Source organism: Veillonella parvula, from assembly GCF_032550495.1.
In the GTDB taxonomy this organism is placed as follows: domain Bacteria; phylum Bacillota; class Negativicutes; order Veillonellales; family Veillonellaceae; genus Veillonella; species Veillonella parvula_G.
Genome location: NZ_JAWFZJ010000001.1, coordinates 153,116 through 177,890 on the forward strand (window position 1 = coordinate 153,116; position 24,775 = coordinate 177,890).

Genomic DNA, 24,775 nt, shown 5'->3' on the forward strand with positions numbered 1-24,775 from the left:
GGCATGATAGAAAGGCATTTACACAATCAATGGATAGATTTTTAGTAACAGAACCTTCGGATATGAAGGAACGTGGTTGGGCTGAATTAGATTTCGTTCTCATCAGTGGGGACGCTTATGTGGACCATCCATCCTTTGCGCCTGCAGTTATCGGTAGATACTTGGAATCCAAAGGTTATCGTGTAGGCATTATAGATCAACCAGATTGGAATGATGTAGAGGCTTTCAAAAAACTAGGTAAACCACGTCTAGCATCCCTTGTTACGGCAGGGAATTTAGATTCAATGCTTAATAAATTTACGGCAGCAAAGAAAGTTCGCCGTCAAGATGATTATTCTCCAGGTGGTGAGTCAGGTCATCGTCCAGATCGTGCTACCTTGGTATATGCTAACCGTATGAAGGAGGCTTACAGTGATGTACCTCTTATCATTGGTGGTATAGAAGCGTCTTTGCGTCGCTTTGGTCATTATGACTATTGGTCAGATACGGTGCGTCGATCCATCTTAGTAGATTCTAAGGCCGATGTACTCGTCTATGGCATGGGAGAACTTCAAATCGTTGAACTAGCTGATGCCTTAGATCAGGGTCGATTTAAAGAGTCTTTGCCATCTATACGTGGCATTTGCTACATGGCAAAGGAAATTCCAACCATTGACTATGTAGAGTGCCCATCGTATGAAGCTATTAAGGCGGATAAGATGGATTTTGCCGATGCATTCCGCATTCAATACGATGAACAAGATCCGTTCTATGGACGTATTGTAGTCCAAAAGCATGGTGATAGATATCTCATTCAGAACACGCCTGCCTTGCCATTGACACAGGAGGAAATGGACGGTGTCTATAACTTGCCATATACTCGAAAGTGGCATCCTAAATACGATGATAAGGGTGGTGTGCCAGCATTAAGCGAAGTTCAATTTAGCCTTGTGAGCCAACGAGGTTGCTTTGGCAGTTGTTCTTTCTGTGCTATTACTAATCACCAAGGGCGTATCATTCAGAATCGTAGTCATGAGTCTTTGATTGAAGAAGCTCACATGATGATCAAGATGGACAATTTTAAAGGGTATATTCATGATGTAGGGGGTCCTACGGCAAACTTCCGCCAGCTAGCTTGCGATAAACAAGCTGTCTATGGTGCGTGTAAAGGTCGTACTTGTGCGGCTCCAGAGCCTTGTGAAAACTTGAATACAAATCATGATGACTATATTGCTTTACTGCGTAAATTACGTAAACTAAAAGGTGTAAAAAAGGTATTTGTTCGTTCTGGTTTGCGTTATGACTATGTACTAGCCGATAACAATAAAGATTTTGTGCGGGAACTTTGCGAGTTTCACGTAAGTGGGCAGCTAAAGGTAGCTCCAGAACATGTATCTAAACGGGTTACCAATATGATGGGGAAAGCTGGTAAAGAAGAATTCCTAACCTTTAAGTCTTGGTTTGAAGAGGCAAATAAAAAGCTTGGTAAGAAACAATACTTAGTGCCGTACTTTATGAGCTCTCATCCCGGTTGTGCCCTAGAGGATGCTATTGAATTAGCGGAATTTTTACGAGATCACCATATGTACCCAGAGCAAGTACAGGATTTTATTCCTACGCCGGGTAGCCTTTCTACTTGTATGTATTATACGGGCATTAATCCACTAGATGGAAAACCTGTTTATGTTGCTAAAAAGGGTAGAGATAAAGCAAAACAGCGCGCATTGATGCAGTTTAAAAATATTGAAAACTATGACCTTGTTAAAGAGGCTCTCATAGAAGCCAATCGACGTGATTTAATTGGCTTTGGCCCAGAATGTTTAATTCCACCCCGACCAATTGGTGGAAATTCTAAGCGTATTAGCCAATCTAGTAAATCTCGTAATGGCAAACGAGGTTGCGAATCTAGGAATCGATGCCAGACTGGAAAAAAACGTAGTAGAGATGTGACTAAAGTTCGTACATCTAATAAAAGTTTTGGTGGTCGTTACATGTAGGGAGTAGCTCTAGCTACTCTCATTTTAAGATACTTTATGTCTTATGGGAGGCATATATGAAACGATGGATTGCTCCGAGCATCTTAGCATTATTTGTGGTAGGAATGTTGATCTATGGCATAAACTTTTACCAACAAGAACAAATAGAACAGGCCAAAGAGCCTATTCGTGGTGAAATTATAGTCTATACGGACTTACCTAATACTTTGACAGCTATGCTTGCTGAGCGTTATGAAGAGGAACAAAAGGTAAAAGTCACTGTAATGCCTCTTACAGAGGAACAAATGTCGCAACGGTCGGCTTCTACAGTGGCTGATACTTCTGGTGATTTGGTGCTAACTTCTGAAGATAATCTCGTAATTGGTGCCAATGCAGGTAAATATATGCCCATCGTCAATGAACGTATTGACGAGGTACGTGATAATCTAAAGGATCCAAATGGCTATTGGGTTGGTATTTGGTATGATCCCATCGTATTTGTTCAGAATGATACCTTCCATAATGGCATTGGTAAATATATTACTACATGGGATACATTGGGAAAACAAGGTGATTGGTCTATCGTTATGACTGATTTTGTAGCATCTCAGAATGCGGCCAATTTGCTATATAATATGGTAGAGTATAAAGGGGAACCAGAGGCTCTTGAATACTTGTATAGTTTGAAGCCCCATGTGGTTCAACATGCTAAATTTTTGTCTACTCCAATACGACTAACTGCGCTAGGGGAGACAAATATTGGTATTGGTAACTTGTCTGATGCGGCGCAATATAGTCATCATGGGTATCCAATTAAGATCATTTATCCTAAAGATGGTACGTCTTATTATGTGACTGGTGCTGCCGTTTTAAAAAATTCAAAACATAAAGCAGATAGTGTAGAGTTTATTAATTGGTTACTATCTTCTAAAACGGCGAAATATATGGTAGAAAAGAATTTTACTTATATATTTACTAATCCTGAGATGGATGAGCCAAAAGATTCTATGGGGCATGATTTAGTATTATGGCCTGTGAATGGTGGTTATACTCTAGAAGGTAAAAAGTTACTATTAAATCATTGGGTTAGCCAAGTACGATTCCGTAAGGACTAAGTCAGTTGTATAAATCCAAGAAATAAATAAGAATCTAGTGACGAAAGGATATAGAATGGGGAAAAAATTAGGATATGTTAGCCTAGGTTGTGCTAAAAATTTAGTAGATACAGAGGTAATGTTAGGCTTATTGCGAGATAATGGCTATTCGATTACAGAAGACTTAAGCGAAGCAGATCTTATCGTTGTAAATACCTGTACTTTTATTGAAAAAGCTAAGGCTGAGTCTATAAATACTATACTTGAGGTTGCCCAATATAAGGAGGATGGTACTTGTAAGGGCCTCATCGTAGCAGGTTGTCTTAGCCAACAGTATCAGGATGAATTATTCCAAGAAATTCCTGAAATTGATGCATTAATCGGTACCGGTGCATGGGATCAAGTTATGGTAGCCGTTGATGCTATTGAGCACGGCAATCGCAGTTGTATCATGGAAAATATTACGAATATCTATGATGAGCGCATGCCTCGTATTCAAACAACACCTCGTTATAGTGCATATGTAAAAATTGCAGAAGGCTGTAATAACGGGTGTACATTCTGTATTATTCCTAAGGTACGTGGTGCATTCCGTAGTCGTACTATCGAGTCTATTAAGGCTGAAGTGGAACGATTGGCTGCGACAGGGGTTAAGGAAATTGTTCTTATCGCTCAAGATACAACAAGTTATGGTATTGACCTTAATGATGGAAAACCATTGTTGACGACATTGTTAAAGGAATTAACAACTGTAGAAGGTATAGAATGGATTCGCATGCTATACCTATATCCGACATTCTTCTCTGATGAATTGTTAGATATTATCGTTAATGAGCCAAAGCTTTGTAAATATGTAGATATTCCATTGCAACATGTTAATAACGATATTTTGAAACAAATGAATCGCCGAGACGATCGCAATGATATTGAGCGCTTGCTTAAGAAGATTAGAAATGCACCGACTCATATTACATTGCGCACCTCTATCATCGTTGGATTTCCTGGTGAAACAGATGAACAATTTGAGGAACTTTGTGACTTTGTAAAAGAAATCAAATTCGATAATATGGGCGTATTTACGTATTCTCAAGAGGATGGTACACCAGCTGGTGCTCGTGAAGACCAAATACCAGAAGAGGTCAAAGAAGAGCGTTATCACGTTCTTATGTCCATCCAAGCTGCTATCTCTGAAGAGAATAATCGCAATTTAGAAGGTACCATTGATTATGCGATGGTAGAGGAAATCGAAGAAGGCGAGAATAACACATTGCTTGCAAAAGGTCGATTGAAATCTCAAGCACCTGATGTAGATGGTAATATGTACATTGAAGACTGCGGTGAAGACATTCAACCTGGTGATATTCTTAAGGTACAAGTAGAGCAAGGCTTTGCTTATGATGTAGTAGCTACAGTTGTAGAATAATGCACAGTTCGATATATTCGATTGTGGAGGTGATCTGATGATTGTAGAACTTATTTCTACAGGTTCAGAATTATTGTTAGGTGATACAGTAAATACGAATGTATCATGGCTAGCACAAGAGTTGAATAAACTAGGATATACCATTGCCCATCAATCGGTGGTAGGTGATAATCCGAAACGAATGGCTGAAGTTTTTCAGCTCGCTAGTACAAGGGCTGATATTATTATTAGTACTGGTGGGCTAGGACCTACGCAGGGTGATATTACACGTAATGTACTTGCCGATTCAATTGGCAGACCTATTGTATTTAATCAAGAGGCCATGGATGAGCTTGAAAGATTCTTTAAAAGTGTAAACCGTACTATACCTGATGCGAGTCGGCGAGAAGCACAATTACCAGAAGGGGCGAAAGTATTATATAACCCTGTTGGAGTTGCACCAGGTGTCGTCGTTGAAGATGGAGATACTACATACATACTTCTGCCAGGTCCTCCTGGTGAAATGAAGGGTATGTTCCAAGAGAGCGTAGTTCCTTATTTGAATAACCGATTTGGTTCTCAAGGTGTTGTTACATCTTATCGTTATGGTGTGTATGATATTCGTGAAATCGATTTAGAAAGCACCTTGATGGATCTCATTAAGCAGCAATCAAATCCAACCATAGCTTTACTCATTAAAAAAGGTTATATCGAAGTACGCATTACGGCTAAAGCTGAAACATTAGAAGCGGCCCAAGACCTACTAAATCCATGGGATGCAATCATACGAGAGCGATTAGGTTCTCGCGTAGGACGCGACTTAACGATTTCTATGGAGGAAACTCTAGGCCGAACCTTGTTAGAGAAACATAGTACTATTAGTACTGCTGAATCATGTACATCAGGATTAGTTGGTAAGCTTCTTACTAATGTCAGTGGTAGTAGTGAGTACTATATGGGTGGTGTCATTTCGTATAGTAATGATTTGAAACATCGTGTTTTAGGTGTACCACAAGATATGTTAGATATATATGGCGCTGTTAGTGAACAAGTGGCTAAGGCTATGGCAGAGGGGGCACGAACTGTTGGCCAAACAACATATGCTGTTTCTACAACGGGGATAGCCGGTCCTGGTGGAGGAACTCAAGAAAAGCCCGTTGGACTAGTGTGGTTTGGTGTTACTGGTCCACATGGCACAGTGGCCCATAAAGCTAATTTAATTGGCAATCGAGAAGATATTAGACAAAGTGCGGCAGAGCTAGCACTATACTATGTTTATACTTATATAACAGAAAAGGAGAAATAAAATAATGGCTGTAGATGGCAGACAAGCAGCGTTGGATAACGCGTTAAAACAAATCGAAAAAGATTTTGGTAAAGGTGCTATTATGCGTCTTGGTGAAGCGGCAGATCGCATGAATGTAGAGGTGATTTCCTCTGGTTCTCTTGCTATCGATATTGCTGTTGGTGTAGGTGGTTTCCCTCGTGGCCGTGTAATTGAAATCTACGGTCCAGAATCTTCTGGTAAAACAACAGTGGCTCTTCACGCTGTAGCAGAAGCTCAAAAACAAGGTGGTATTGCGGCATTTATTGATGCGGAGCATGCGATGGATCCTGTATATGCTCGCAACTTGGGGGTAGACATCAATAATTTGTTGATTTCTCAACCAGATAATGGAGAACAAGCTCTAGAAATTACAGAAGCTCTTGTTCGCAGTGGTGCAGTAGATATCGTTGTAGTTGACTCCGTAGCGGCTTTGGTTCCTAAAGCGGAAATCGATGGTGAAATGGGTGACGCTCACGTAGGTTTACAAGCTCGTTTGATGAGTAAAGCTTTGCGCAAATTGACTGGTATCATCAGTAAATCCAAAACAGTTGTTATCTTCATCAACCAATTGCGTGAAAAAGTAGGTGTTATGTTCGGTAATCCTGAAACAACAACTGGTGGTCGTGCGTTGAAATTCTATTCTTCCGTGCGACTTGATGTTCGTAAAGGGGAATTAATTAAAGCAAATAACGAAAATGTTGGCGCTCGAACAAAAGTCAAAGTTGTCAAAAATAAGGTGGCACCTCCATTTAAGACAGCTGAATTTGATTTGATGTATGGCGAAGGTATCTCTAAAACTGGCACACTTATTGATATTGGTACAAATATGGAAATTATTAATAAATCTGGTGCTTGGTACTCCTATAATGGGGAACGTATGGGGCAAGGTAAGGAAGCGGCTAAACAATACTTGTTAGAGAATCCACAAATAGCTGATGAAATCGATCGCATTATTCGTGATACATTGGCTGTTGGCACTGAAGAAATCGATGTAATTGGTGAAGAAGTAACTGAAGAAGTATAATCATGAGTGACGAAACGATGCAAGCTGCTATGGATCAAGCGTATCGCTTCCTAGCCCAACGCTTCCTTAGTTCTTATGAGCTGACGAAAAAAATGAGACGTAAACAATTCGAGGACCCTATCATTGAGAGGGTCCTTGAGCGCCTTAGAGATTATGATTACATTAATGATGAACGTTTATCTGAGCAGGTATTAGCGTATTTGATGAAAGAACAGAAATACGGTGCTTATATGATTAAGCAAAAAATGAAACTTAGAGGACTTGCGATTCCTCAAGAAATTTCTGCTTATGATGAGGTAAAAGCTGCTTATCGGGTGGTAGAGAAAAAATTTGGATCTATTCTCAATGAAGAAAAGACTCCTCGGGTAAAAGTTTTTAGTTTTCTCAAATACAGGGGGTTCTCAACAAGCACAATTCAAGTTGTATGCAATGATTTTTATGAATAAATTCTGCTTTTTGAGAGGCCTTGGTAGGCTTGTAAAATCTTGACAGAAAGGGCTTTGAAGTCTAAAATTAATAATAGCCTTATTTATTTATATGATGATATGGCTAATTGATAATTTAATGCATAAAGGGCATAAAAAGGAGCATGAAAGCTCAATTTTGAGAAATAAAAAGGAGGTGAAAGAAATTTTAGAGTATAGTCTAATTGCAGTGGTAATGGTACTGATTGGACTAGGGGTAGGCTATTTTTTAAGAAAAAATATTGCTGAAGGAAAACTGAATCAAGCTGAACAAGAGGCTGCTCGCATCATTGCAAATGGTGAACGCACAGCTGAGTCTAAAAAGAAAGAAGCTTTATTAGAAGCGAAAGAAGAAATTCATAAGCTCCGTTCTGATGTAGAACGAGAAAATAAAGATCGTCGTTCTGAACTTCAACGTATGGAACGTCGTATTCTTCAAAAAGAAGAATCTTTGGATAAAAAATTAGACAATATTGAGCACAAAGAGGAAGCTTTACATCGCAAAGAAGCTGACTTAGCCCAAAGCCGTGAAAAGGTAGAAGCTTTGTATGAAAAACAAATGGCAGAATTGGAACGTATTTCTGGCATGACGTTCGAAGAAGCAAAAAATATCTTGTTAACGAATGTGGAACAAGAAATCCGTCATGAAACGGCGATTATGGTTAAGGAAATGGAGCAGCAAGCTAAGGATGAAGCGGAGAAAAAAGCGAAAGAAATTATCTCCTCTGCTATCCAACGTTGTGCAGCTGACCATGTAGCGGAAACTACCGTATCCGTAGTGGCATTGCCTAATGATGAAATGAAGGGGCGCATTATCGGTCGTGAGGGCCGTAACATTCGTGCACTCGAAACATTAACAGGTATTGATTTGATTATCGATGACACACCAGAAGCAGTTATTCTTTCCGGCTTCGATCCAATTCGTCGTGAAGTGGCTCGTATTGCGCTGGAAAAATTGATTGTAGATGGTCGTATCCATCCAGCTCGTATTGAAGAAATGGTTGGTAAAGCTCGTAAAGAGGTGGACCAAACTATTAAAGAGGCTGGTGAACAAGCGACATTTGAAGCTGATGTTCATGGCTTACATCCTGAAATTGTTAAGATTTTAGGCCGTTTGAAATATCGTACTAGTTATGGTCAAAACGTATTGAAACATTCCATTGAAGTATCTCATTTAGCAGGTTTAATGGCAGCTGAACTAGGCTGTGATGTAACTTTGGCTAAACGAGGTGGTTTGATTCATGATATTGGTAAAGCATTAGACCGTGAACTTGAAGGTTCTCATGTTCAAATCGGTGTTGATGTGGCTCGTAAATATCGTGAAAGTGCAGCAGTAATTAACTGTATTGGTGCTCATCATGGTGATGAAGAGTTCCAAACCGTAGAAGCTGTATTAGTAGCTGCCGCTGATGCTATCTCCGCTGCCCGTCCAGGAGCACGTCGAGAAACATTAGAAAACTACTTAAAACGTTTATCTAAATTGGAAGAAATCGCTGAATCCTTCGAAGGCGTTGAAAAATGTTTTGCTATTCAAGCCGGTCGTGAGATTCGCGTTGTAGTAAAACCGGATAAGATTGATGAAGCTGAGTCTACATTACTTGTTCGGAATATCGTAAAACGCATCGAGTCAGAACTTGAATATCCAGGCCAAATTAAGGTCGTAATTATTCGTGAAACTCGCGTTGTGGATTACGCAAAATAATATGCTATAAGCGATAAGTATAGGCTGCAATGTTTTCATTGCAGCCTATTGTTATCAAAGTTTCGGTAATTATATATTGCTATATACGGCGTATAGGAATCATCATTTACATTGCGTTGTAGATGATGATTCCTATGATTCGTATCAAGTTATTTATACTTTTTTAATAATTTAATTGATTGAAATGCTTTACAAATAGAGGATTTTTTATTTGTATATAGAATTAATATATATATGGGGAAGGAGGCGTTGGCTATGAGCCGATATTTTGAAAATGAGTTGATTGAACAAATCAAAGATGCTAATGATATCGTGTCAGTTGTATCCGAGCATGTAGCCTTAAAGAAACGCGGCAAGAACTATTGGGGTTGTTGTCCATTTCATAATGAAAAAACGCCATCCTTTAGTGTAGCCCCTGAAAAGGGTTTTTATTATTGCTTTGGGTGCCATGCATCAGGAAATGCTATTAAATTTCTTATGGAATTAGAGCATTTAACCTTTGTAGAAGCCCTAGAGCGGCTAGCTAATCGAGCTAATATTCCATTGCCAGAGGCGAAACTTTCACCTGAACAAAGAGCTAGAGATGAAAGGCGCAAAAAACTGTATGAAGCTTCTGATTTAGCGTCTACCTTTTTCCATAACTGTCTCACTCAAACGTCTATTGGTAAAGTGGGATTAGATTATTTGAAAAAGCGAGGGCTCACACAAGAGACCATAGAAACATTTAAGCTTGGTTTTGCTCCTGATGGTTGGGATAAGTTATATCGTGCCTTTCATGAGCGTGGCATTGATGATTCCATTCTTTTAGAGTTGAATCTTGTCCGAAAGAACCAAAAGGGTCAATTTTATGACTTCTTCAGAAATAGAATTATGTTCCCTATTATGGATGGTAAAGGGCGAGTAGTTGCTTTTGGTGGACGCGTTATGGATGATAGTACACCAAAATATTTAAACTCTCCAGAGTCATCAATCTTTGAAAAAGGTAAACTCTTATTTGCCTTTGATAAGGCTTATAAATCTATTCGTGAGGAAAAACAAGCTATTCTTGTAGAAGGCTATATGGATGTTATATCCGCTCATAATCATGGTGTTACTAATGTAGTCGCATCATTGGGGACTGCTTATACAAGAGATCATGGGCATATCTTGATGAGGCAAGCTGAAGAAATCGTGTTAGCTTATGATATGGATGGTGCTGGTCGTCAAGCGGCTGCTAGGGCTATTGAATTATTGCAAAATACGGATTTTAAGGTGCGTGTCCTTGCCATGCCAGACGGTAAAGATCCAGATGATTATGTGCGTAATCATGGGGGACAGGCATTTAAGGAGTTAGTTGCTAAAGCTGTTAAACCTCTTGATTATCTATTAAGTGAGTCTTTGATTAAACACGATACAAATGATACAGAAGGGAAGCAGGCTGTTATGGCAGATGTTTTCCCATATATTGCAAATATAGATAGTCAAACACAGAGAGATGATGCTTTAAAAACATTGGCATTGCCATTATGGCTTGATAATAGTACTATTTTTAGATACTTTAGAGATTATGTGAAAAAAGGACAAATTGAATTAGTGGATACTGCATCAACACCTTTGCCAACACAGGATTTACCAAAGGGGGATGCGGAAAAATTATTGTCCTTAGCTTTCACAGATGGCGAAGTATTACAACATATGATGAGCTATTTGCCATTAGAGGACTTTGAAAAAATTGAATATCGAGGTATAATAGAAAAGCTATTCACCTTGTATAAGTCCGAAGGTCGTCTAGATGAAACTGCAATTCAATCTGTTTTATCTTCTCAAGAATACGATATTTACTCTAGGTTGGTCGTCATGAGTGACGATGACTACAAGGTACAAGTGCCTGCATTAATCCGCAAGATAAGGCTCCATTCATTGCGTGAACAGTATAAAGCGCATTCAATTATGGCGGATCAATTAAAACGAGCAGGAGATTCGACGTTTATTAGCGAATTATATAAGTGTCAGGAAATACAGAATTTAATTAGAGAATGGTCTAAGTAAATCATTAATGGTTAAAAAGGAGAGCGCTGTGGCTAAGAAAGTACAAAAAAGTCAAATAGAGGAGATTGTTGAGCAACTTCTTGAAAAAGGCCGTAAGAGCGGTGTGTTGACACAATCCGAGATTTCAGATGCTCTTCATGAGCAGACGGAAATTACTGCGGAACAATTAGATGATATTTATACGACTTTGGGTAAATTGAATGTTGAGATTGTGGCAGATATTGATGCTGATGATACAGATAGTCATACAATTGAAACGGATGAAGATGAAGACGAAGTTTCTAGCGAGAAGAAAATTTCTATCGATTTAAGTGTTGATTCTGGTGTTAATATTGATGACCCTGTACGAATGTACCTAAAAGAGATTGGTCGCGTACCATTGCTTTCAGCTGACGAAGAAATCGTATTAGCTAAGCAAATCGAAGCTGGTGCACAAGAGGATGCTACATATAAAGATATTCAACTTAGCAAAAAGGCTAAGAAAAAATTGGTAGATGCTAACTTGCGATTAGTTGTAAGTATCGCGAAACGTTATGTAGGTCGCGGTATGTTGTTCTTGGATCTAATCCAAGAAGGTAACCTAGGTCTGATTAAAGCGGTAGATAAATTCGATTATACTAAAGGTTATAAATTTTCAACGTATGCTACATGGTGGATTCGTCAAGCGATTACGCGTGCTATTGCAGACCAAGCTCGTACGATTCGTATTCCTGTACATATGGTAGAAACAATTAATAAATTGATTCGTATTTCTAGACAATTGTTGCAAGACAAAGGTCGTGAGCCATTGCCAGAAGAAATTGCTGAAGGTATGGGAATTACTGTAGAGCGGGTACGTGAAATTCAAAAGATCGCCCAAGAGCCAGTATCCTTGGAAACTCCGATTGGTGAAGAGGAAGATTCCCATTTAGGGGACTTCATCGAGGACCAAGATGCAATTGCTCCAGATGATGCAGCTAGCTACATTTTATTGCAAGAACAAATTGAAGATGTATTTACATGCTTGACTGATCGTGAGCAACAAGTATTGATTTTACGTTTTGGTTTGAAGGATGGTAAGCCTCGTACATTGGAAGAAGTTGGTCAACATTTCAATGTTACACGTGAACGTATTCGTCAGATTGAAGGTAAAGCGCTTACTAAATTGCGCAACCGCGGTAAACGTGATAAAATCAAAGATTTCTTATAATATTTTGAATCTCTTAAGGGTTGTAATGCAGTGTTGTATAGCACTGTATTGCAACCCTTTTGTGTTATAATAAAAAATGGTAATATCTTACAATAAAAAGTAATTTATGATAAGACTTACGTAATAGACAAGCGTTTCATGTAATAGCGATAAGTTTTATGTAATAGATATAAGTTGAAAGCTTATGTAATAGATAGGAGATATAATGTTTACAGTTACTAAACGGTTAGAGGTGAGTGCATCTCATCAATTAAAACTAGATTATCCGAGTAAATGTCAAAATCTTCATGGGCATAACTGGATTATTACAGTTCATGCACGTTCTGAAGAGTTAGATCATAATGGGATGGTCATCGACTTTACGATTATTAAAGAAAAAATTCATGGTCGATTGGACCATCGCCATATCAACGATGTACTAGGCGATATAAATCCTACTGCGGAGAATATGGCAAAATGGATCGCTGATGAATTGGGCCCAAAATGCTTTAAAGTAGAGGTTCAAGAATCTGAAGGGAACACAGCTATTTATGAACGTGATTGAGATTTTTGCCTCTATTGATGGGGAAGGTAGTCGGCAAGGCTTGCTGACTACATTTTTACGCCTCCATGATTGCAATATTCGCTGTTCCTATTGCGACACGACTTATAGCTATGGCATTGATAGTGTTTTCACAGAGATGACTATATGTGAGGTGGCGGATGTTATTGAAAGCTTAGGCAATCATCGCATTACTATTACTGGTGGGGAGCCTCTATTACAAGAAGCTGCTGTTGTAGAGTTAATTGATGAATTAAATCGTCGGAAGGCTTTAAAGATACAAAACAGTCCATCAAGTCAAAGTGATTTGAATCCTATCAATGATGTAGATAAATTTGATAAACGAAAGATACCTAATATTAGCTATTATGATTTCAATATTGAAACAAATGGCACAATTGTACCGAGCTTTCATAGAGATAATGTGTGGTTTACCTACGATTATAAAACGCCGTCCTCTTTAGCTGAAGAGTCTATGAATATAGATATATTCAAGGTGGCTACAGAACGTGATTTGATTAAGTTTGTCGTTGGTTCTCCAGAAGATTTGGATCGTATGCGTCACATAATTGGTAAATATTCTACAAAGGCTCAAATATATGTATCTCCTGTATGGGGGAAGATTGAGGCGGCATCAATTATCGAGTATATGAAAGCATATAATTTGCAGAATGTACGATTCCAACTGCAAATCCATAAATTTGTCTGGGATCCAGATGCAAAGGGTGTATAGTATTGTTAGGCTGTATAGTATCAGTATCTTTTCTATGGTATGATATGAGGTCTGATGAAATCTTGATATAAAGGGGTAAATATGGATACAAAAAAAATAGAATCGCTTATATATCAGTTGTTAGAAGCATTAGGTGAGGATCCTAATCGGGACGGTTTGTTAGAAACGCCGAAACGGGTGGCTCAAATGATGGAAGAGGTATATGAAGGCATTCAGTATACAAATGCTGAGATTGCAGACATGTATGGTAAGACCTTCGCTGTAGATACAAATCAAATGGTAGTAGTAAAGGATATTACTTGCTTCTCTCATTGTGAACATCATATGGCATTGATGTATGATATGAGTATCAGTATTGGGTACATTCCAAAAGGTCGTGTCATAGGTTTATCTAAGATTCCCCGCATAGCTGAAATGTGCTGCAAGCGTTTACAACTACAAGAAAAAATTGGTGAAGATATTGCGGAAGTAATTTCTTTAGCAACAGGGTCTGATGATGTTATTGTGCATATTACATCGTCTCACAGCTGCATGAGTGCACGAGGTATTAAATCTACAGATAGCCAAACGACTACACTAACTACTAAAGGCGTATTTAACGAAGATCATATGATTCACCGTTTTATGCTAATGAAACAGTCTTAAGATTTGAGTTGCCTTGACTAAATAATAGTCTATTCGGTATAATTAATAAGCTAGAAACTAACTGAGGGCCTATAGCTCAGGGGTAGAGCAACCGGCTCATAACCGGTCGGTCCCTGGTTCGAACCCAGGTGGGCCCACCATTATGTTGATATCTACCGTCCTTGAGATTTCAAGGGCGGTTATTTTTATATGTAACTCATTTTGAGGCAACATAATAGATATTATTTCAGAATAGTATTGTATTTAGACATATATAAACGAGAACAAATAAGTAAGAAAATAATCAAGAATTAGTAATTACGAATAAATAATTAGTGATAGTAGAGGAAGTTATGGAACCTAGACCTATGATGGACCGCCTAGAAGCGGTATTCTCAATCGTACCAAAGGCTCATGCCATTGCCGATATCGGTACCGATCATGGCTATTTAGCGGTAGAGCTCATCAACCGTCAACGCGCTGAATATGTCATTGCCGGTGATGTACATAAAGGTCCGTTAGAGTCTGCAAGATCATATGTTGAGTCTTGTGGACTAGCCGATAAAGTAGATTGTCGTTTAGGCGATGGTCTTAAAGTGACAGAAAAGGGCGAGTTGAACGGCGCCATTTGTTGTGGTATGGGTGGATTTTTAATGCGAGATATTGTAGATGCAGGCCCAGAACCATTAGAGTTCTATGTACTCCAACCACAGAATGGACAAAAAGAATTACGTCAATATATGGTTCAAAAGGGATATGTTATTGTTCTAGAAATTATCGTAGAAGATGCTGGTAAGCTCTATACAGCATTTTTAGCCGTGCGCAATGACTGCGTGGAAGCTTATACAGGTATGACTGAATATGTAGATGTTTATCAATCGTTACCGGAAGACTCCTTGTTGTGGTCTGTAGGGGCTTTATTGGAACAAGATAGACCACCACTTTGGATGAAATATATAGAGTATTTAATATATCAACGACAATGTGCATTAGATGATATGACAGAGAAATTAAATCATACTGATAAATATCAGGATTTAGAGCAGGAAGTTAATTTTCTTCGTAATCTTTTAGAGAATAAATAGAAAGAAGTGAGTTGTATGATAACGGTTCAACAAGTTATTACCTTGATGGAGCAATTAGCACCGCGTTCTTATGCAGAGTCTTGGGATAATGTAGGTTTAATGGTGGGCGATCGGAATGTAGTTGTTACAGGTGTAGTGACTACGTTAGACGTAACAGAAGAAACCGTAGAATATGCTATTGAACAAAATTGTAATTTAATTGTTAGCCACCACCCATTAATCTTTAAAGGGTTGAAACAGATATCATGTGATACTGCTCATGGGCGTACGATTAATAAGCTGATTCAACATAAGATTGCCGTATATAGTGCTCATACAAATCTTGATATCGCACCAGGCGGTCTAAATGATATGTTGGCGAAGCAATTGGGACTTATAGATATTAAGGGCTTCATTAAAACTGGTGAAGAGGCGCTTTATAAGGTGACCACTTTTGTACCTGAAAGCTCGGCTGATGCGGTTCGATTGGCGATGGGTGATGCAGGGGCAGGCCGAATTGGTAATTACGAGCATTGCAGTTTCAGTATCCATGGGGAAGGACGCTTTGTTGGTAATGAAGATTCTCATCCTGTCATTGGGGCAGCTGGTGCTTTGACAGTGGTTCCTGAGGTACAAGTGAATGCTATCGTTGATGGTACGCATTTAAGCAAAGTCGTAGCGGCTATGAAAGCTGCTCATCCATATGAAGAAGTTGCTTATGAGGTTTTGAATATAGTCGAGCCTACTAGTTCAACTCAATATCTAGGACGGGTAGGTCGCTTGCCTAATGCATTAAACTTAGATTCTTTCCGTGAGTGGGTACAAGAAGCGTTGCCTGATGCTAACATTCGTTTTGCTGGTATTGTGCCGAAAGCGATTCAATCCATTGCTTTATGCTCTGGTGCAGGTGCAGAATTTATTAAGGATGCTGCCCGGTTACATGTAGATGCCTATATTACAGGTGATGTGAAGTATCATGAGGCGCAAATGGCTAAGGAATTAGGCTTACTCGTAGTTGATGCGGGGCATTTTGGAACTGAGTCTATAGTGGCACATGGTTTACGTGACTATTTAATCTCTGCAAGGCTTGCTGTTCCTGTGAAAGCTTTCACAGAACAAAATGATTTCTTCTTTGTGTAATGATGCATTTTCTTGCAACAAATTGTTAGCTATGATAAACTGAATTGAAGCAAGTATGAAAGACGGTTGCGAGTCTATAAGACTCGAGGAAAGTCCGAGCTCCATAGGGCAGGATGCCAGATAACGTCTGGCGAGGGTAACCTTAGGGAAAGTGCCATAGAAAAGGAAACCGCCACGTAAGTGGTAAGGGTGGAAAGGTGAGGTAAGAGCTCACCAGCAGTCTGGTAACAGGCTGGCTCGGTAAACCCCATCCGGAGCAAGACCGAATAGGGAAGGGTTAAGGGTGGTCCCGCCTACCTTCCGGGTTGTGTCGCTCGAGCGTGCAGGCGACTGTACGCCTAGAAAGATAATCGTCACCGCGCAAGTGGAACAGAACTCGGCTTATTGATTGCTTGCTTCTATATTTAACATATAATTGATAGTATATAAGATTGTAGATCTTTGTTAGGAGAACTTCATGGCAATTACAGCAATTACTAGTGTACAAGAATTTGATGAGAAAGTGCTTGGCGCTAAAGGTTTAGCTATTGTTGATTTTTGGGCTGGTTGGTGCGAACCATGCACTGTTATGCGCCCAGAGATTGAAGATGTAGCAGAGCGTTTAAAAGGTCAAGTAGAATTCTTTAGTGTTAATGCAGAAGATAAAAATCTTCGCGGTATTTTGTTAAAAGAAGATGTTGATGGTATTCCATCCTTAGTATTCTTCCGCGATGGCAAAATGCTCGATTCCCTTGTGGGCTATAAAAAAGCAGATATGCTTGAGTCTCTAATAAAGGAAGTTATCTGATTAATTAATAACTAGGAATTCTTAGGAAATGAATAACATGAGGCTGTATATAAGGAAAGTTAATTTCTTATATACAGCTTTTTTGTTAAATTTCATAGTTTTCAAAAATGTTAAGTGATATAATAAAATAGTAGAAATATGATTGTCATCATGTTGGTTGAACTTCTTCAAAGTGATAGAGGACGCTAATAAAATGATTTCCGTCATAAACGTTGTAGTTTATTAAGTAATATAATTATATTGCGCAAAGTTGTTGTAAGGAGGCTATATTCCATGAAGAATCGTATAAATAGTTTGTGGACACTCTTCCAAGAACGCCGTTTGAGTCGACGAACATTTATGAAATCCTGTGTAGCACTCACTGCTATTTTAGGACTACCTCCAACGATGTTAGACACCGTTGTTAAGGCTGCCGAAACAACTGAATTACCTACAGTGATTTGGTTGCATGGTCATGAATGTACTGGTTGTAGTGAATCTTTTATCCGTTCATCCTCTCCCTTTACTTCTGATGTTATTTTAAACATGATCTCTTTAGAATATGATGATACTTTGGCGGCAGCGTCTGGTGCACCATTAGAGGAACATTTAGAAAAAATCATCAAAGAAAAAGCCGGTAAATATATCTTGGCTGTTGAAGGTGGCGTACCACTTGATGAAGATGGTGTTTATTGCACAGTAGGTGGACGTACATTTAAAGAATCCCTATTAGAAGCAGCTAAAGGAGCTGCAGCAATCATAGAATATGGTTCTTGTGCTTCTTGGGGCGGTATACAGGCGGCAAAACCAAATCCAACAAATACAGTTTCTGTATCTTCCGTTGTATCTGGCAAGCCAATTATTAAGGTCCCTGGTTGTCCTCCAATTCCAGAGGTTATGACTGGCGTAATCATGCACTATGCATTATTCGGTCAAATTCCACCTCTTGATTCTCAAGGCCGTCCTAAACAATTTTATGGCAATCGTATTCACGACACATGCTACCGTCGTGCCTTCTTTGACTCTGGACTTTTTGTTGAAAAATTCGACGACGATGCATCCAAATCTGGTTGGTGTTTGTATAAAGTAGGTTGTCGTGGACCTCAAACATATAATTCTTGTGGTAACTTACGTTGGTGGAATGGTTTATCCTATCCAATTCAATCCGGTCACGGTTGTATTGGTTGCTCTGAAAAGGGCTTCTGGGATAATGACGTATTCTACAAACGTTTACCAGATATTCCATTGGCTAATACCATCACGACTGCTGATACAATCGGTACAGTAGCTGCTGTTGGTGCCACTGCAGCAGTTATCGTTCATGGCGCTGCAACTCTTACGCGTAATAAAATTCTTGATATGAAAGAAGAAAAACGCTTAAAAGAACAAGGCTTGTGGGATGAAAAGAAACATAATAATGGAGGAGGTCACTAATGAAACGCGTAGTAGTAGATCCGATTTCCCGTATTGAAGGTCATTTACGGGTTGAAATAAAAGTTGATGAAGCGAGTGGTAAAGTAGAGGATGCATTGTCTTCTGGTACTGCTTGGCGCGGTATCGAACTTGTTGCTAAAGACCGCGATCCTCGTGACCTTTGGGCGTTCGTACAACGTATTTGTGGTGTATGTACTACAACACATGCCTTGGCTTCGTTAAGAGCTGTTGAAGATGCGCTTGGTATTACAATTCCTAAAAATGCAAACTATATACGTAATATTATGCATAGTAGTCTTGATGTGCATGATCATATCGTGCATTTCTATCATTTACATGCCCTTGACTGGGTTAGCCCGGTAGCAGCTCTTAGTGCCGACCCTGCTAAAACCGCTCAATTACAAAATGATGTATTAGCAACTTATAATGTGAGCGGTTTAGCACCTGCGGAAACGGCATCAAAAGACTCAGCTTATCCTAAAGAGTTTCCTAAGGCTACTACAGCATACTTTACGGCTGTACAACAAAAGGTTAAGAAAATAGTTGAATCAGGCCAATTGGGGATTTTCTCCGCTCAATGGTGGGATCATCCTGATTATAACTTGTTACCTCCAGAAGTTCATTTGATGGCCGTATCTCATTATTTGAACATTCTTGATCGTCAACGGGATATTGTAATTCCTCATGTTGTATTTGGTGGCAAAAACCCTCATCCTCATTACATTGTAGGTGGCATGCCATGCTCTATTTCTATGAATGATATGAATGCCCCTATTAATACGCAACGCCTTGCTGCTGTAGAGCAATCTATTGCATTGACTAAAGACTTAGTTGATAATTTCTACGTGCCAGATCTATTAGCTATCGGTAAAATATATGTAGAAAAAGGTATGATCGATGGTGGTGGCCTTGCGAAGAAACGCGTTATGTCCTATGGCGATTATCCTGATGATACGTACACCGGTATTTCTAATGGTGACTATCATAAGAAATGTATTGTTCGTTCCAATGGTGTTGTTGAGAACTTTGCATTAGGTGTAGATAAAGCAACATTCATCCCATTAGAAGGTAAAGATTTCATGGATCCTCAATATCTTAGTGAAGAGGTTGATCATTCCTGGTTTACATATCCAGATGGAACAAAAACACTTCATCCTATTGAAGGTGTTACTGATCCTAAATTTACAGGTCCTAAATCTGGTACAAAAGAAAAATGGGAATTCCTTGATGAAGATAAAAAATATTCTTGGATTAAATCTCCAACTTTCAAAGGGAAAACTGCAGAGGTTGGTCCATTAGCAAAATATATTGTTGTGTATACAAAGGTAAAACAAGGCATAATCAAAGACCCAACTTGGGCTGAATCTATGATTGTTCGTCAAATTGATACAGTATCACAAGTATTGGGTGTACCAGCTCATGTATGGATGACTACTATGGTAGGACGTACAGCATGTCGTGGCCTTGATGCACAGGTAGCGGCAAATATTAGCCAATACTTCTTTAACAAGCTTGTATCTAATATTAAAAATGGTGATACTACAGTAGCGGATATGACTAAGTTTGAACCAAATACATGGGATAAAGATGCTAAAGGTGTTGGTCTTGTAGATGCGCCTCGTGGTGGTTTGGGGCACTGGATACATATTAAAGATGGACGCTCTGCAAACTATCAATGTATCGTACCATCTACATGGAATGCGTGCCCTAAAACTGCAGCTAATGAACATGGTGCCTATGAAGATTCTATGATTGATACACATGTAAAAATTGCGGATAAACCACTTGAAATTTTGAAGGTAATTCACTCCTTTGATCCATGCCTAGCATGTGCAACCCATTTATACAATAAAAAAGGCGAAAAAATTGTTTCCGTCAATACAGATGCATTGTGTAAATAAAGGGTGGTGGACTTATGTTAATACATACTGACAAAAAGGCGTATGTCGTATTTAGTCTATGGTTGCGTATATTCCACTGGACTATGGTACTCAGTGTAACTGCATTGTTCTGGACTGGCCTATATATTGGTGATCCAGGCTTTGCTGCGATTACGGGTAACCCTGAACCAACTTTTGCTATTGATGGCTGGTTCTCTATGGAAACTATGCGGCGTATTCATTTCATTGCAGGTGTTATCTTAACATTCTCCTTTATCTTCCGTTTTGCAGGTGCTCTTTGGAACAGAGGGGATAGATTATTACCTAAATTCCGTCAAAAACGGTATTGGTACGGTCTTAAAGAAACAACATTGCACTATTTAATGATTCCTCAAAAACATGAACATCATTGGCTTCGTAATTCTTTAGCTAGAACTGCGTATATGATGGTATACATTATGTTCTTCTTTGAAATTTTAACGGGTTTTGCAATGTATTCGATGGTTAACCCTAATGGTATTCTAGGAACTTTATTTGCACCAGTGGTTACATTATTTGGTGGTGAATACAAGGTCCATATTATCCATCACTACATTGCGTGGGGATTCTTGTTCTTTACTATTGTTCACGTGTATATGGCATTCCGAGAAGATGTTATGGAGGAATCCGGCGAAGTATCAGCTATGGTTTCCGGTATGAAATATTACGCTCATGATCCAATTGATATTGAAGACCTCAATGGTAAACGTCGTCGTGGGGAACGTATTGATAAACCATCTGGTACTACATACCGTCCAAGTGATCCTAATGATCCTAGAGAAAGAGAATTACAAGAAAATGACTAATACAAGTACTGATATTATTAGTGGCTTGGAACAATACGCGGACTCAGAGGGTCCGCGTATTGATTTAAATAGCCTTTATGATGATGGAGATAATGAAATTGTTCTACTCGGAGTCGGCAATATTTTACTTACCGATGAGGGATTAGGTGTTCATGTAGTAAAAGAATTGAAAGAGTCTTTCACATTTACGCCTGCGATTTCCATTATTGATGGTGGCACTATGGGAATGGAATTACTTACGTATATGCGTGGTATGAAGAAAATCCTTCTTGTAGACGCTATTAATGGCGGAGATGCTCCAGGAACTATATATGAATTTCCTCATAAGGAATTAGAACAATATTTTACGGAACATATTTCTGTACATGAAGTAGGAATGCAAGATATTTTGCGCATCCGTGCTATTCAAGAGGATCCATTAGAAGATGCAGTGGTTATCGGTGTAGAACCGGAATCATTGGAGATTGGTTTTGAACCTAGCGAGCCGGTACAATGTGCCTTGCCTGAGGTTAAAAAACGTGTTTTGAATGTACTACGAGAATGGGGCGTAACAGCTGAGCCTAAAGCACAAAGTGAAAATTTCATATAGTATATAGATAGCTTATAGAGTGTAAAGATAGTCTCTGTATAGGAGTATTTATGATTGAAAATTATGGTAATGTTCGCGCCGTTTTAAATGAGCTGCGTTTGGCTCTAAAGAATTTGCGTGAAACTGGTGAGACATATTCGATTTATATTGAAAAAACGGGTTTAACAGAGGAAGAACAAGTTGAAGTATTAGAAACACTTGGACGCGGTCATATTACGATTAACTTTAATGAAACTGATCAACCTGTAGAATGGTATGAATCACAATTTTCTGGAATCTGGATTGGGACTTATAAAAATGGTCGTGATGACTCAATTTTACATACCGTAGAGGTCGCTAAGTATCCAGTTGTAGCTGGTGCTTATATAGAGGATATGGAACTGGCGGAGGAAGATTTACAATCTTGGATTGATGCTGCTGGATTATAGTAAAGGAGACCCTTAACGGGTCTCCTTTTTATGAAAAATAGATGAAAATAGATGTTTTTGGTAAATTTGTGATAAAAATACATATAAATTTTTGATTAATAGTTAATAAAGTCAGAAATAATCATATTTATCTCCATATCATTAAAATAAATAATTTTTATAAGTCGCTTTATTAAGTAGCTTTGCAAATAAATGAATATGATATTAATTTGTTGTAGTTATATAAAGGATAAATGAAGTGTTTTGTTGGTGTTTTATAGAGAAATGGCTTATTTACTGGCTTTATAAACATTATTAGGCCTATTGTTAACCTTTAGCATTTGCCTTAATTTACTAATTAACATAAAATATGTGAGTAAAATACTTTGGAGGATTTATGTTACTTTCTATTGTAGTGCCTGTATATAACGAAGAGGAAAATATAGCGAACTTTTATAAAGCTGTAACTGATGTTATGTCAGGTCTCACGTATGATTATGAACTAATCTTCGTGGATGATGGATCTAGTGATTCGTCAGCTATGATACTGCGTGAAATTGCATTCAATGATAAACATGTTAAAGTGTTATTGCTGGCTCGTAACTTTGGGCATCAAACGGCACTTACATGTGGACTTGATTATGCTCATGGCGATGCAGTCATTACAATGGACGGTGATATGCAGCATCCACCTGCATTGATTCCTGAACTAGTTCGATTGTGGGAATCAGGGTATGATGTGGTGCGTACCATTCGCGATTCAACTGATGACGCTAGTTGGGCTAAATCTTTCACGTCTAAGTATTATTACAAACTAATGAACAAAATGGCCGATGTTCCTATTGTTGAAGGCGGGTCAGATTTCCGCCTCATGAATAGTAAAGCATTGGGCACGTTGAAACGATTTAGAGAACATGGTCGATTTTTGCGCGGTATTGTCGGCGCCTTAGGGTATAGACAAGCAGAGTTGCACTTTGTGGCACCACCTCGATTTGCAGGTGTCTCAAAGTTTAGTGTGCGTAAAATGATTCGATTTGCTCTCGATGGTGTAACCGCTTTTTCAAGGGTGCCTTTACGGGCGGCCTTGTATGTAGGTGTACTTTGTGGTGGAATGAGTTTTTTGCTCATCTTACATCTTTTGTATGTATATCTTACAGGACAAGCTTTGAATGGGTGGACAACCTTGGGCGTATCAATCTTGTTTATTGGTGGAATTCAACTCGTCGGACTGGGGATCATTGGCGAGTATGTAGGTCGTATTTTTGAAGAGGTGAAGCAACGGCCTTTGTATTGGGTTAAGTCAGCTATAAATTTTGAAGAGCATGAAGAGGCTCCGTTACTCGGACCAAGCAGTGCAGATGTTTTTATGGCACCAGAGGCTTATACCAACAAGAGCAAAGAAGACTAGCTGTATTTGTGAATGCAAATAAATAGACGGTTAGTATATTTTGAATAAATAACTTACTTTAAAAGTTTTTTGGAAAGGAAGCATATGAAGTCAAAATATAGTAAGGTTAAAATAACGGCATTAACATTAACTTTTGTGTGTGCCACAACAGCCATGGTTGGCGCAACAACATTACAATATGGTGATAAGGGCAAAAGTGTTACAGCGGTTCAACAACAACTAATTAAACACGGCTATAATGCTACAGATAAAAATGGTGTATATGGTAAGGAAACGAAGTGGGCAGTTCGTTTGTTCCAACAAGATCGTGGCCTTCCAGTGGATGGTATCGTAGGTCCTGCTACGTATAACGCATTGATGGGTGCTCCTCGTTCTACGAAGGCAGTATTGACTCAAAATGCAGCGACTAAAGCAGTAGCAACGAAATCCGCTTTTACAAACAGCAACGCGACATCCCGTCGTATCGCTGGTCAATCCATTAATGGCAAGAACGTTAAATTAAACAATATTACGAAAAATGAAACACCTAGCAGTATTCACGCAATCTTGGCAGAAGCTGACAAATACCGCGGTGTACCATATGTATTTGGCGGTACTACTCCAAGTGGCTTTGACTGCTCTGGTTATGTTAAATATGTATTTGAAAAACAAGGTATTTCCTTACCACGTTTGGCAGATGAACAGTATAACGTAGGTGTTGAAGTTTCTCGTGCGAACTTGAAAGCAGGGGATTTGGTATTCTTCGAAACATATGAACCAGGTCCATCTCATTCTGGCATTTATATTGGCGATGGCAAGTTCATTAGCGCCACTTCCAGTCGTGGTGTTGCAGTAGCAGATCTTGATACTGGCTATTGGGGTGAACGTTACATCGGCGCAAAACGCGTTGTACGCTAATTTAATAACTAGCTATAAAAGAGGCTATACGAATCAATTTTGTTTTGTTGATTTGTATAACCTCTTTTTATGTTTATTATTTACGATTTAACTAGCATTGACTAAATTTGACCTTTACTTTTATTGTAAAAAATATGGATTAAAATTTATATCTTTCACGGTCTGATTGGATTAGTGTGAAAGTGCGTGAATTCCGCATAATTTCAATGTTTTTGATAGATTTTATATCGTTTTTGAGTTATAATGAAGAGTAAATAATTTT

At 38.8% G+C, this 24,775-nt stretch carries 22 protein-coding genes, 1 tRNA gene and 1 other RNA gene; all 24 read left to right on the plus strand.

Annotated features, from left to right (window positions below):
* Nucleotides 1–29 precede the first annotated feature (29 nt).
* Complete coding sequence (locus tag E6X37_RS00755) at nucleotides 30–1,976, plus strand: YgiQ family radical SAM protein (RefSeq protein ID WP_316689367.1); 1,947 nt, start codon at nucleotides 30–32, stop codon at nucleotides 1,974–1,976.
* A 56-nt stretch (nucleotides 1,977–2,032) separates the two neighbouring features.
* Nucleotides 2,033–3,070, plus strand: a complete 1,038-nt coding sequence (locus E6X37_RS00760) for an ABC transporter substrate-binding protein (protein WP_008601367.1) — start codon at nucleotides 2,033–2,035, stop codon at nucleotides 3,068–3,070.
* Between the two features lie 55 nt (nucleotides 3,071–3,125).
* On the plus strand, nucleotides 3,126–4,472 hold the full coding sequence (rimO, locus tag E6X37_RS00765; RefSeq protein ID WP_021148332.1) for a 30S ribosomal protein S12 methylthiotransferase RimO: 1,347 nt from the start codon (nucleotides 3,126–3,128) through the stop codon (nucleotides 4,470–4,472).
* Between the two features lie 37 nt (nucleotides 4,473–4,509).
* Nucleotides 4,510–5,757 (plus strand): competence/damage-inducible protein A, encoded by a 1,248-nt coding sequence (locus tag E6X37_RS00770; protein ID WP_120055403.1) that lies wholly within the window; start codon nucleotides 4,510–4,512, stop codon nucleotides 5,755–5,757.
* 4 nt (nucleotides 5,758–5,761) lie between these two features.
* Nucleotides 5,762–6,802, plus strand: coding sequence for a recombinase RecA (gene recA, locus E6X37_RS00775; RefSeq protein ID WP_004696404.1), 1,041 nt, complete (start codon nucleotides 5,762–5,764; stop codon nucleotides 6,800–6,802).
* A gap of 2 nt (nucleotides 6,803–6,804) precedes the next feature.
* Nucleotides 6,805–7,248, plus strand: a complete 444-nt coding sequence (locus tag E6X37_RS00780) for a regulatory protein RecX (RefSeq protein ID WP_120055401.1) — start codon at nucleotides 6,805–6,807, stop codon at nucleotides 7,246–7,248.
* Nucleotides 7,249–7,366: 118 nt separating this feature from the next.
* Nucleotides 7,367–8,968 carry a ribonuclease Y gene (rny, locus tag E6X37_RS00785; RefSeq protein WP_004696400.1) on the plus strand — a complete coding sequence of 534 codons (1,602 nt, stop codon included), beginning with the start codon at nucleotides 7,367–7,369 and terminating at the stop codon, nucleotides 8,966–8,968.
* A gap of 255 nt (nucleotides 8,969–9,223) precedes the next feature.
* The gene (gene dnaG / locus E6X37_RS00790; protein ID WP_316689368.1) at nucleotides 9,224–10,996 is read left to right on the plus strand and encodes a DNA primase; all 1,773 of its coding nucleotides are present in this window, start codon (nucleotides 9,224–9,226) and stop codon (nucleotides 10,994–10,996) included.
* 28 nt (nucleotides 10,997–11,024) lie between these two features.
* A complete protein-coding gene (gene rpoD, locus E6X37_RS00795) occupies nucleotides 11,025–12,185 on the plus strand; it encodes an RNA polymerase sigma factor RpoD (protein WP_004696398.1) in 1,161 nt (386 codons plus the stop codon).
* Nucleotides 12,186–12,390: 205 nt separating this feature from the next.
* Nucleotides 12,391–12,729 (plus strand): 6-carboxytetrahydropterin synthase QueD, encoded by a 339-nt coding sequence (gene queD, locus E6X37_RS00800; RefSeq protein ID WP_004696395.1) that lies wholly within the window; start codon nucleotides 12,391–12,393, stop codon nucleotides 12,727–12,729.
* On the plus strand, nucleotides 12,716–13,459 hold the full coding sequence (locus E6X37_RS00805) for a radical SAM protein (RefSeq protein WP_101928401.1): 744 nt from the start codon (nucleotides 12,716–12,718) through the stop codon (nucleotides 13,457–13,459). The genes queD and E6X37_RS00805 overlap by 14 nt, the downstream gene beginning before the upstream one ends.
* A gap of 81 nt (nucleotides 13,460–13,540) precedes the next feature.
* Nucleotides 13,541–14,104, plus strand: coding sequence for a GTP cyclohydrolase I FolE (gene folE / locus E6X37_RS00810; protein ID WP_004696390.1), 564 nt, complete (start codon nucleotides 13,541–13,543; stop codon nucleotides 14,102–14,104).
* Nucleotides 14,105–14,169: 65 nt separating this feature from the next.
* Nucleotides 14,170–14,244: transfer RNA gene (locus E6X37_RS00815), tRNA-Ile, on the plus strand.
* 192 nt (nucleotides 14,245–14,436) lie between these two features.
* Nucleotides 14,437–15,168 (plus strand): tRNA (adenine(22)-N(1))-methyltransferase, encoded by a 732-nt coding sequence (locus E6X37_RS00820; RefSeq protein WP_077708558.1) that lies wholly within the window; start codon nucleotides 14,437–14,439, stop codon nucleotides 15,166–15,168.
* A gap of 15 nt (nucleotides 15,169–15,183) precedes the next feature.
* Nucleotides 15,184–16,287, plus strand: a complete 1,104-nt coding sequence (locus tag E6X37_RS00825) for a Nif3-like dinuclear metal center hexameric protein (protein ID WP_316689369.1) — start codon at nucleotides 15,184–15,186, stop codon at nucleotides 16,285–16,287.
* A 49-nt stretch (nucleotides 16,288–16,336) separates the two neighbouring features.
* Nucleotides 16,337–16,687: RNase P RNA component class A (gene rnpB, locus E6X37_RS00830), an RNA gene on the plus strand.
* 57 nt (nucleotides 16,688–16,744) lie between these two features.
* Nucleotides 16,745–17,074, plus strand: coding sequence for a thioredoxin family protein (locus E6X37_RS00835; protein ID WP_004698670.1), 330 nt, complete (start codon nucleotides 16,745–16,747; stop codon nucleotides 17,072–17,074).
* 273 nt (nucleotides 17,075–17,347) lie between these two features.
* The gene (locus E6X37_RS00840; protein WP_004696383.1) at nucleotides 17,348–18,487 is read left to right on the plus strand and encodes a hydrogenase small subunit; all 1,140 of its coding nucleotides are present in this window, start codon (nucleotides 17,348–17,350) and stop codon (nucleotides 18,485–18,487) included.
* Complete coding sequence (locus tag E6X37_RS00845) at nucleotides 18,487–20,388, plus strand: nickel-dependent hydrogenase large subunit (protein WP_174892258.1); 1,902 nt, start codon at nucleotides 18,487–18,489, stop codon at nucleotides 20,386–20,388. Before E6X37_RS00840 ends, E6X37_RS00845 begins: the two co-directional genes overlap by 1 nt.
* Before the next feature lie 14 nt (nucleotides 20,389–20,402).
* Nucleotides 20,403–21,212 (plus strand): Ni/Fe-hydrogenase, b-type cytochrome subunit, encoded by an 810-nt coding sequence (gene cybH, locus E6X37_RS00850; protein ID WP_077708555.1) that lies wholly within the window; start codon nucleotides 20,403–20,405, stop codon nucleotides 21,210–21,212.
* Nucleotides 21,205–21,801, plus strand: a complete 597-nt coding sequence (locus tag E6X37_RS00855; RefSeq protein ID WP_077708554.1) for a HyaD/HybD family hydrogenase maturation endopeptidase — start codon at nucleotides 21,205–21,207, stop codon at nucleotides 21,799–21,801. The genes cybH and E6X37_RS00855 overlap by 8 nt, the downstream gene beginning before the upstream one ends.
* 50 nt (nucleotides 21,802–21,851) lie before the next feature.
* Nucleotides 21,852–22,229: a hydrogenase expression/formation C-terminal domain-containing protein gene (locus E6X37_RS00860; RefSeq protein WP_008714244.1), complete on the plus strand. Its 378-nt coding sequence runs from the start codon at nucleotides 21,852–21,854 to the stop codon at nucleotides 22,227–22,229.
* Nucleotides 22,230–22,605: 376 nt separating this feature from the next.
* Complete coding sequence (locus E6X37_RS00865) at nucleotides 22,606–23,616, plus strand: glycosyltransferase family 2 protein (RefSeq protein WP_004696372.1); 1,011 nt, start codon at nucleotides 22,606–22,608, stop codon at nucleotides 23,614–23,616.
* 84 nt (nucleotides 23,617–23,700) lie between these two features.
* Nucleotides 23,701–24,513, plus strand: coding sequence for a C40 family peptidase (locus tag E6X37_RS00870; RefSeq protein ID WP_008714242.1), 813 nt, complete (start codon nucleotides 23,701–23,703; stop codon nucleotides 24,511–24,513).
* Nucleotides 24,514–24,775 lie beyond the last annotated feature (262 nt).

Coding starts and splice junctions, on each gene's coding strand:
- rny (WP_004696400.1), top strand. CDS start 7,367: ATGCATAAAGGGCATAAAAAGGAGCATGAAAGCTCAATTTTGAGAAAT.
- E6X37_RS00845 (WP_174892258.1), top strand. CDS start 18,487: ATGAAACGCGTAGTAGTAGATCCGATTTCCCGTATTGAAGGTCATTTA.
- E6X37_RS00840 (WP_004696383.1), top strand. CDS start 17,348: ATGAAGAATCGTATAAATAGTTTGTGGACACTCTTCCAAGAACGCCGT.
- dnaG (WP_316689368.1), top strand. CDS start 9,224: ATGAGCCGATATTTTGAAAATGAGTTGATTGAACAAATCAAAGATGCT.
- E6X37_RS00820 (WP_077708558.1), top strand. CDS start 14,437: ATGGAACCTAGACCTATGATGGACCGCCTAGAAGCGGTATTCTCAATC.
- E6X37_RS00855 (WP_077708554.1), top strand. CDS start 21,205: ATGACTAATACAAGTACTGATATTATTAGTGGCTTGGAACAATACGCG.
- E6X37_RS00780 (WP_120055401.1), top strand. CDS start 6,805: ATGAGTGACGAAACGATGCAAGCTGCTATGGATCAAGCGTATCGCTTC.
- E6X37_RS00770 (WP_120055403.1), top strand. CDS start 4,510: ATGATTGTAGAACTTATTTCTACAGGTTCAGAATTATTGTTAGGTGAT.
- E6X37_RS00825 (WP_316689369.1), top strand. CDS start 15,184: ATGATAACGGTTCAACAAGTTATTACCTTGATGGAGCAATTAGCACCG.
- E6X37_RS00860 (WP_008714244.1), top strand. CDS start 21,852: ATGATTGAAAATTATGGTAATGTTCGCGCCGTTTTAAATGAGCTGCGT.
- E6X37_RS00835 (WP_004698670.1), top strand. CDS start 16,745: ATGGCAATTACAGCAATTACTAGTGTACAAGAATTTGATGAGAAAGTG.
- E6X37_RS00755 (WP_316689367.1), top strand. CDS start 30: ATGGATAGATTTTTAGTAACAGAACCTTCGGATATGAAGGAACGTGGT.
- E6X37_RS00805 (WP_101928401.1), top strand. CDS start 12,716: ATGAACGTGATTGAGATTTTTGCCTCTATTGATGGGGAAGGTAGTCGG.
- cybH (WP_077708555.1), top strand. CDS start 20,403: ATGTTAATACATACTGACAAAAAGGCGTATGTCGTATTTAGTCTATGG.
- E6X37_RS00760 (WP_008601367.1), top strand. CDS start 2,033: ATGAAACGATGGATTGCTCCGAGCATCTTAGCATTATTTGTGGTAGGA.
- E6X37_RS00870 (WP_008714242.1), top strand. CDS start 23,701: ATGAAGTCAAAATATAGTAAGGTTAAAATAACGGCATTAACATTAACT.
- recA (WP_004696404.1), top strand. CDS start 5,762: ATGGCTGTAGATGGCAGACAAGCAGCGTTGGATAACGCGTTAAAACAA.
- rimO (WP_021148332.1), top strand. CDS start 3,126: ATGGGGAAAAAATTAGGATATGTTAGCCTAGGTTGTGCTAAAAATTTA.
- queD (WP_004696395.1), top strand. CDS start 12,391: ATGTTTACAGTTACTAAACGGTTAGAGGTGAGTGCATCTCATCAATTA.
- E6X37_RS00865 (WP_004696372.1), top strand. CDS start 22,606: ATGTTACTTTCTATTGTAGTGCCTGTATATAACGAAGAGGAAAATATA.
- folE (WP_004696390.1), top strand. CDS start 13,541: ATGGATACAAAAAAAATAGAATCGCTTATATATCAGTTGTTAGAAGCA.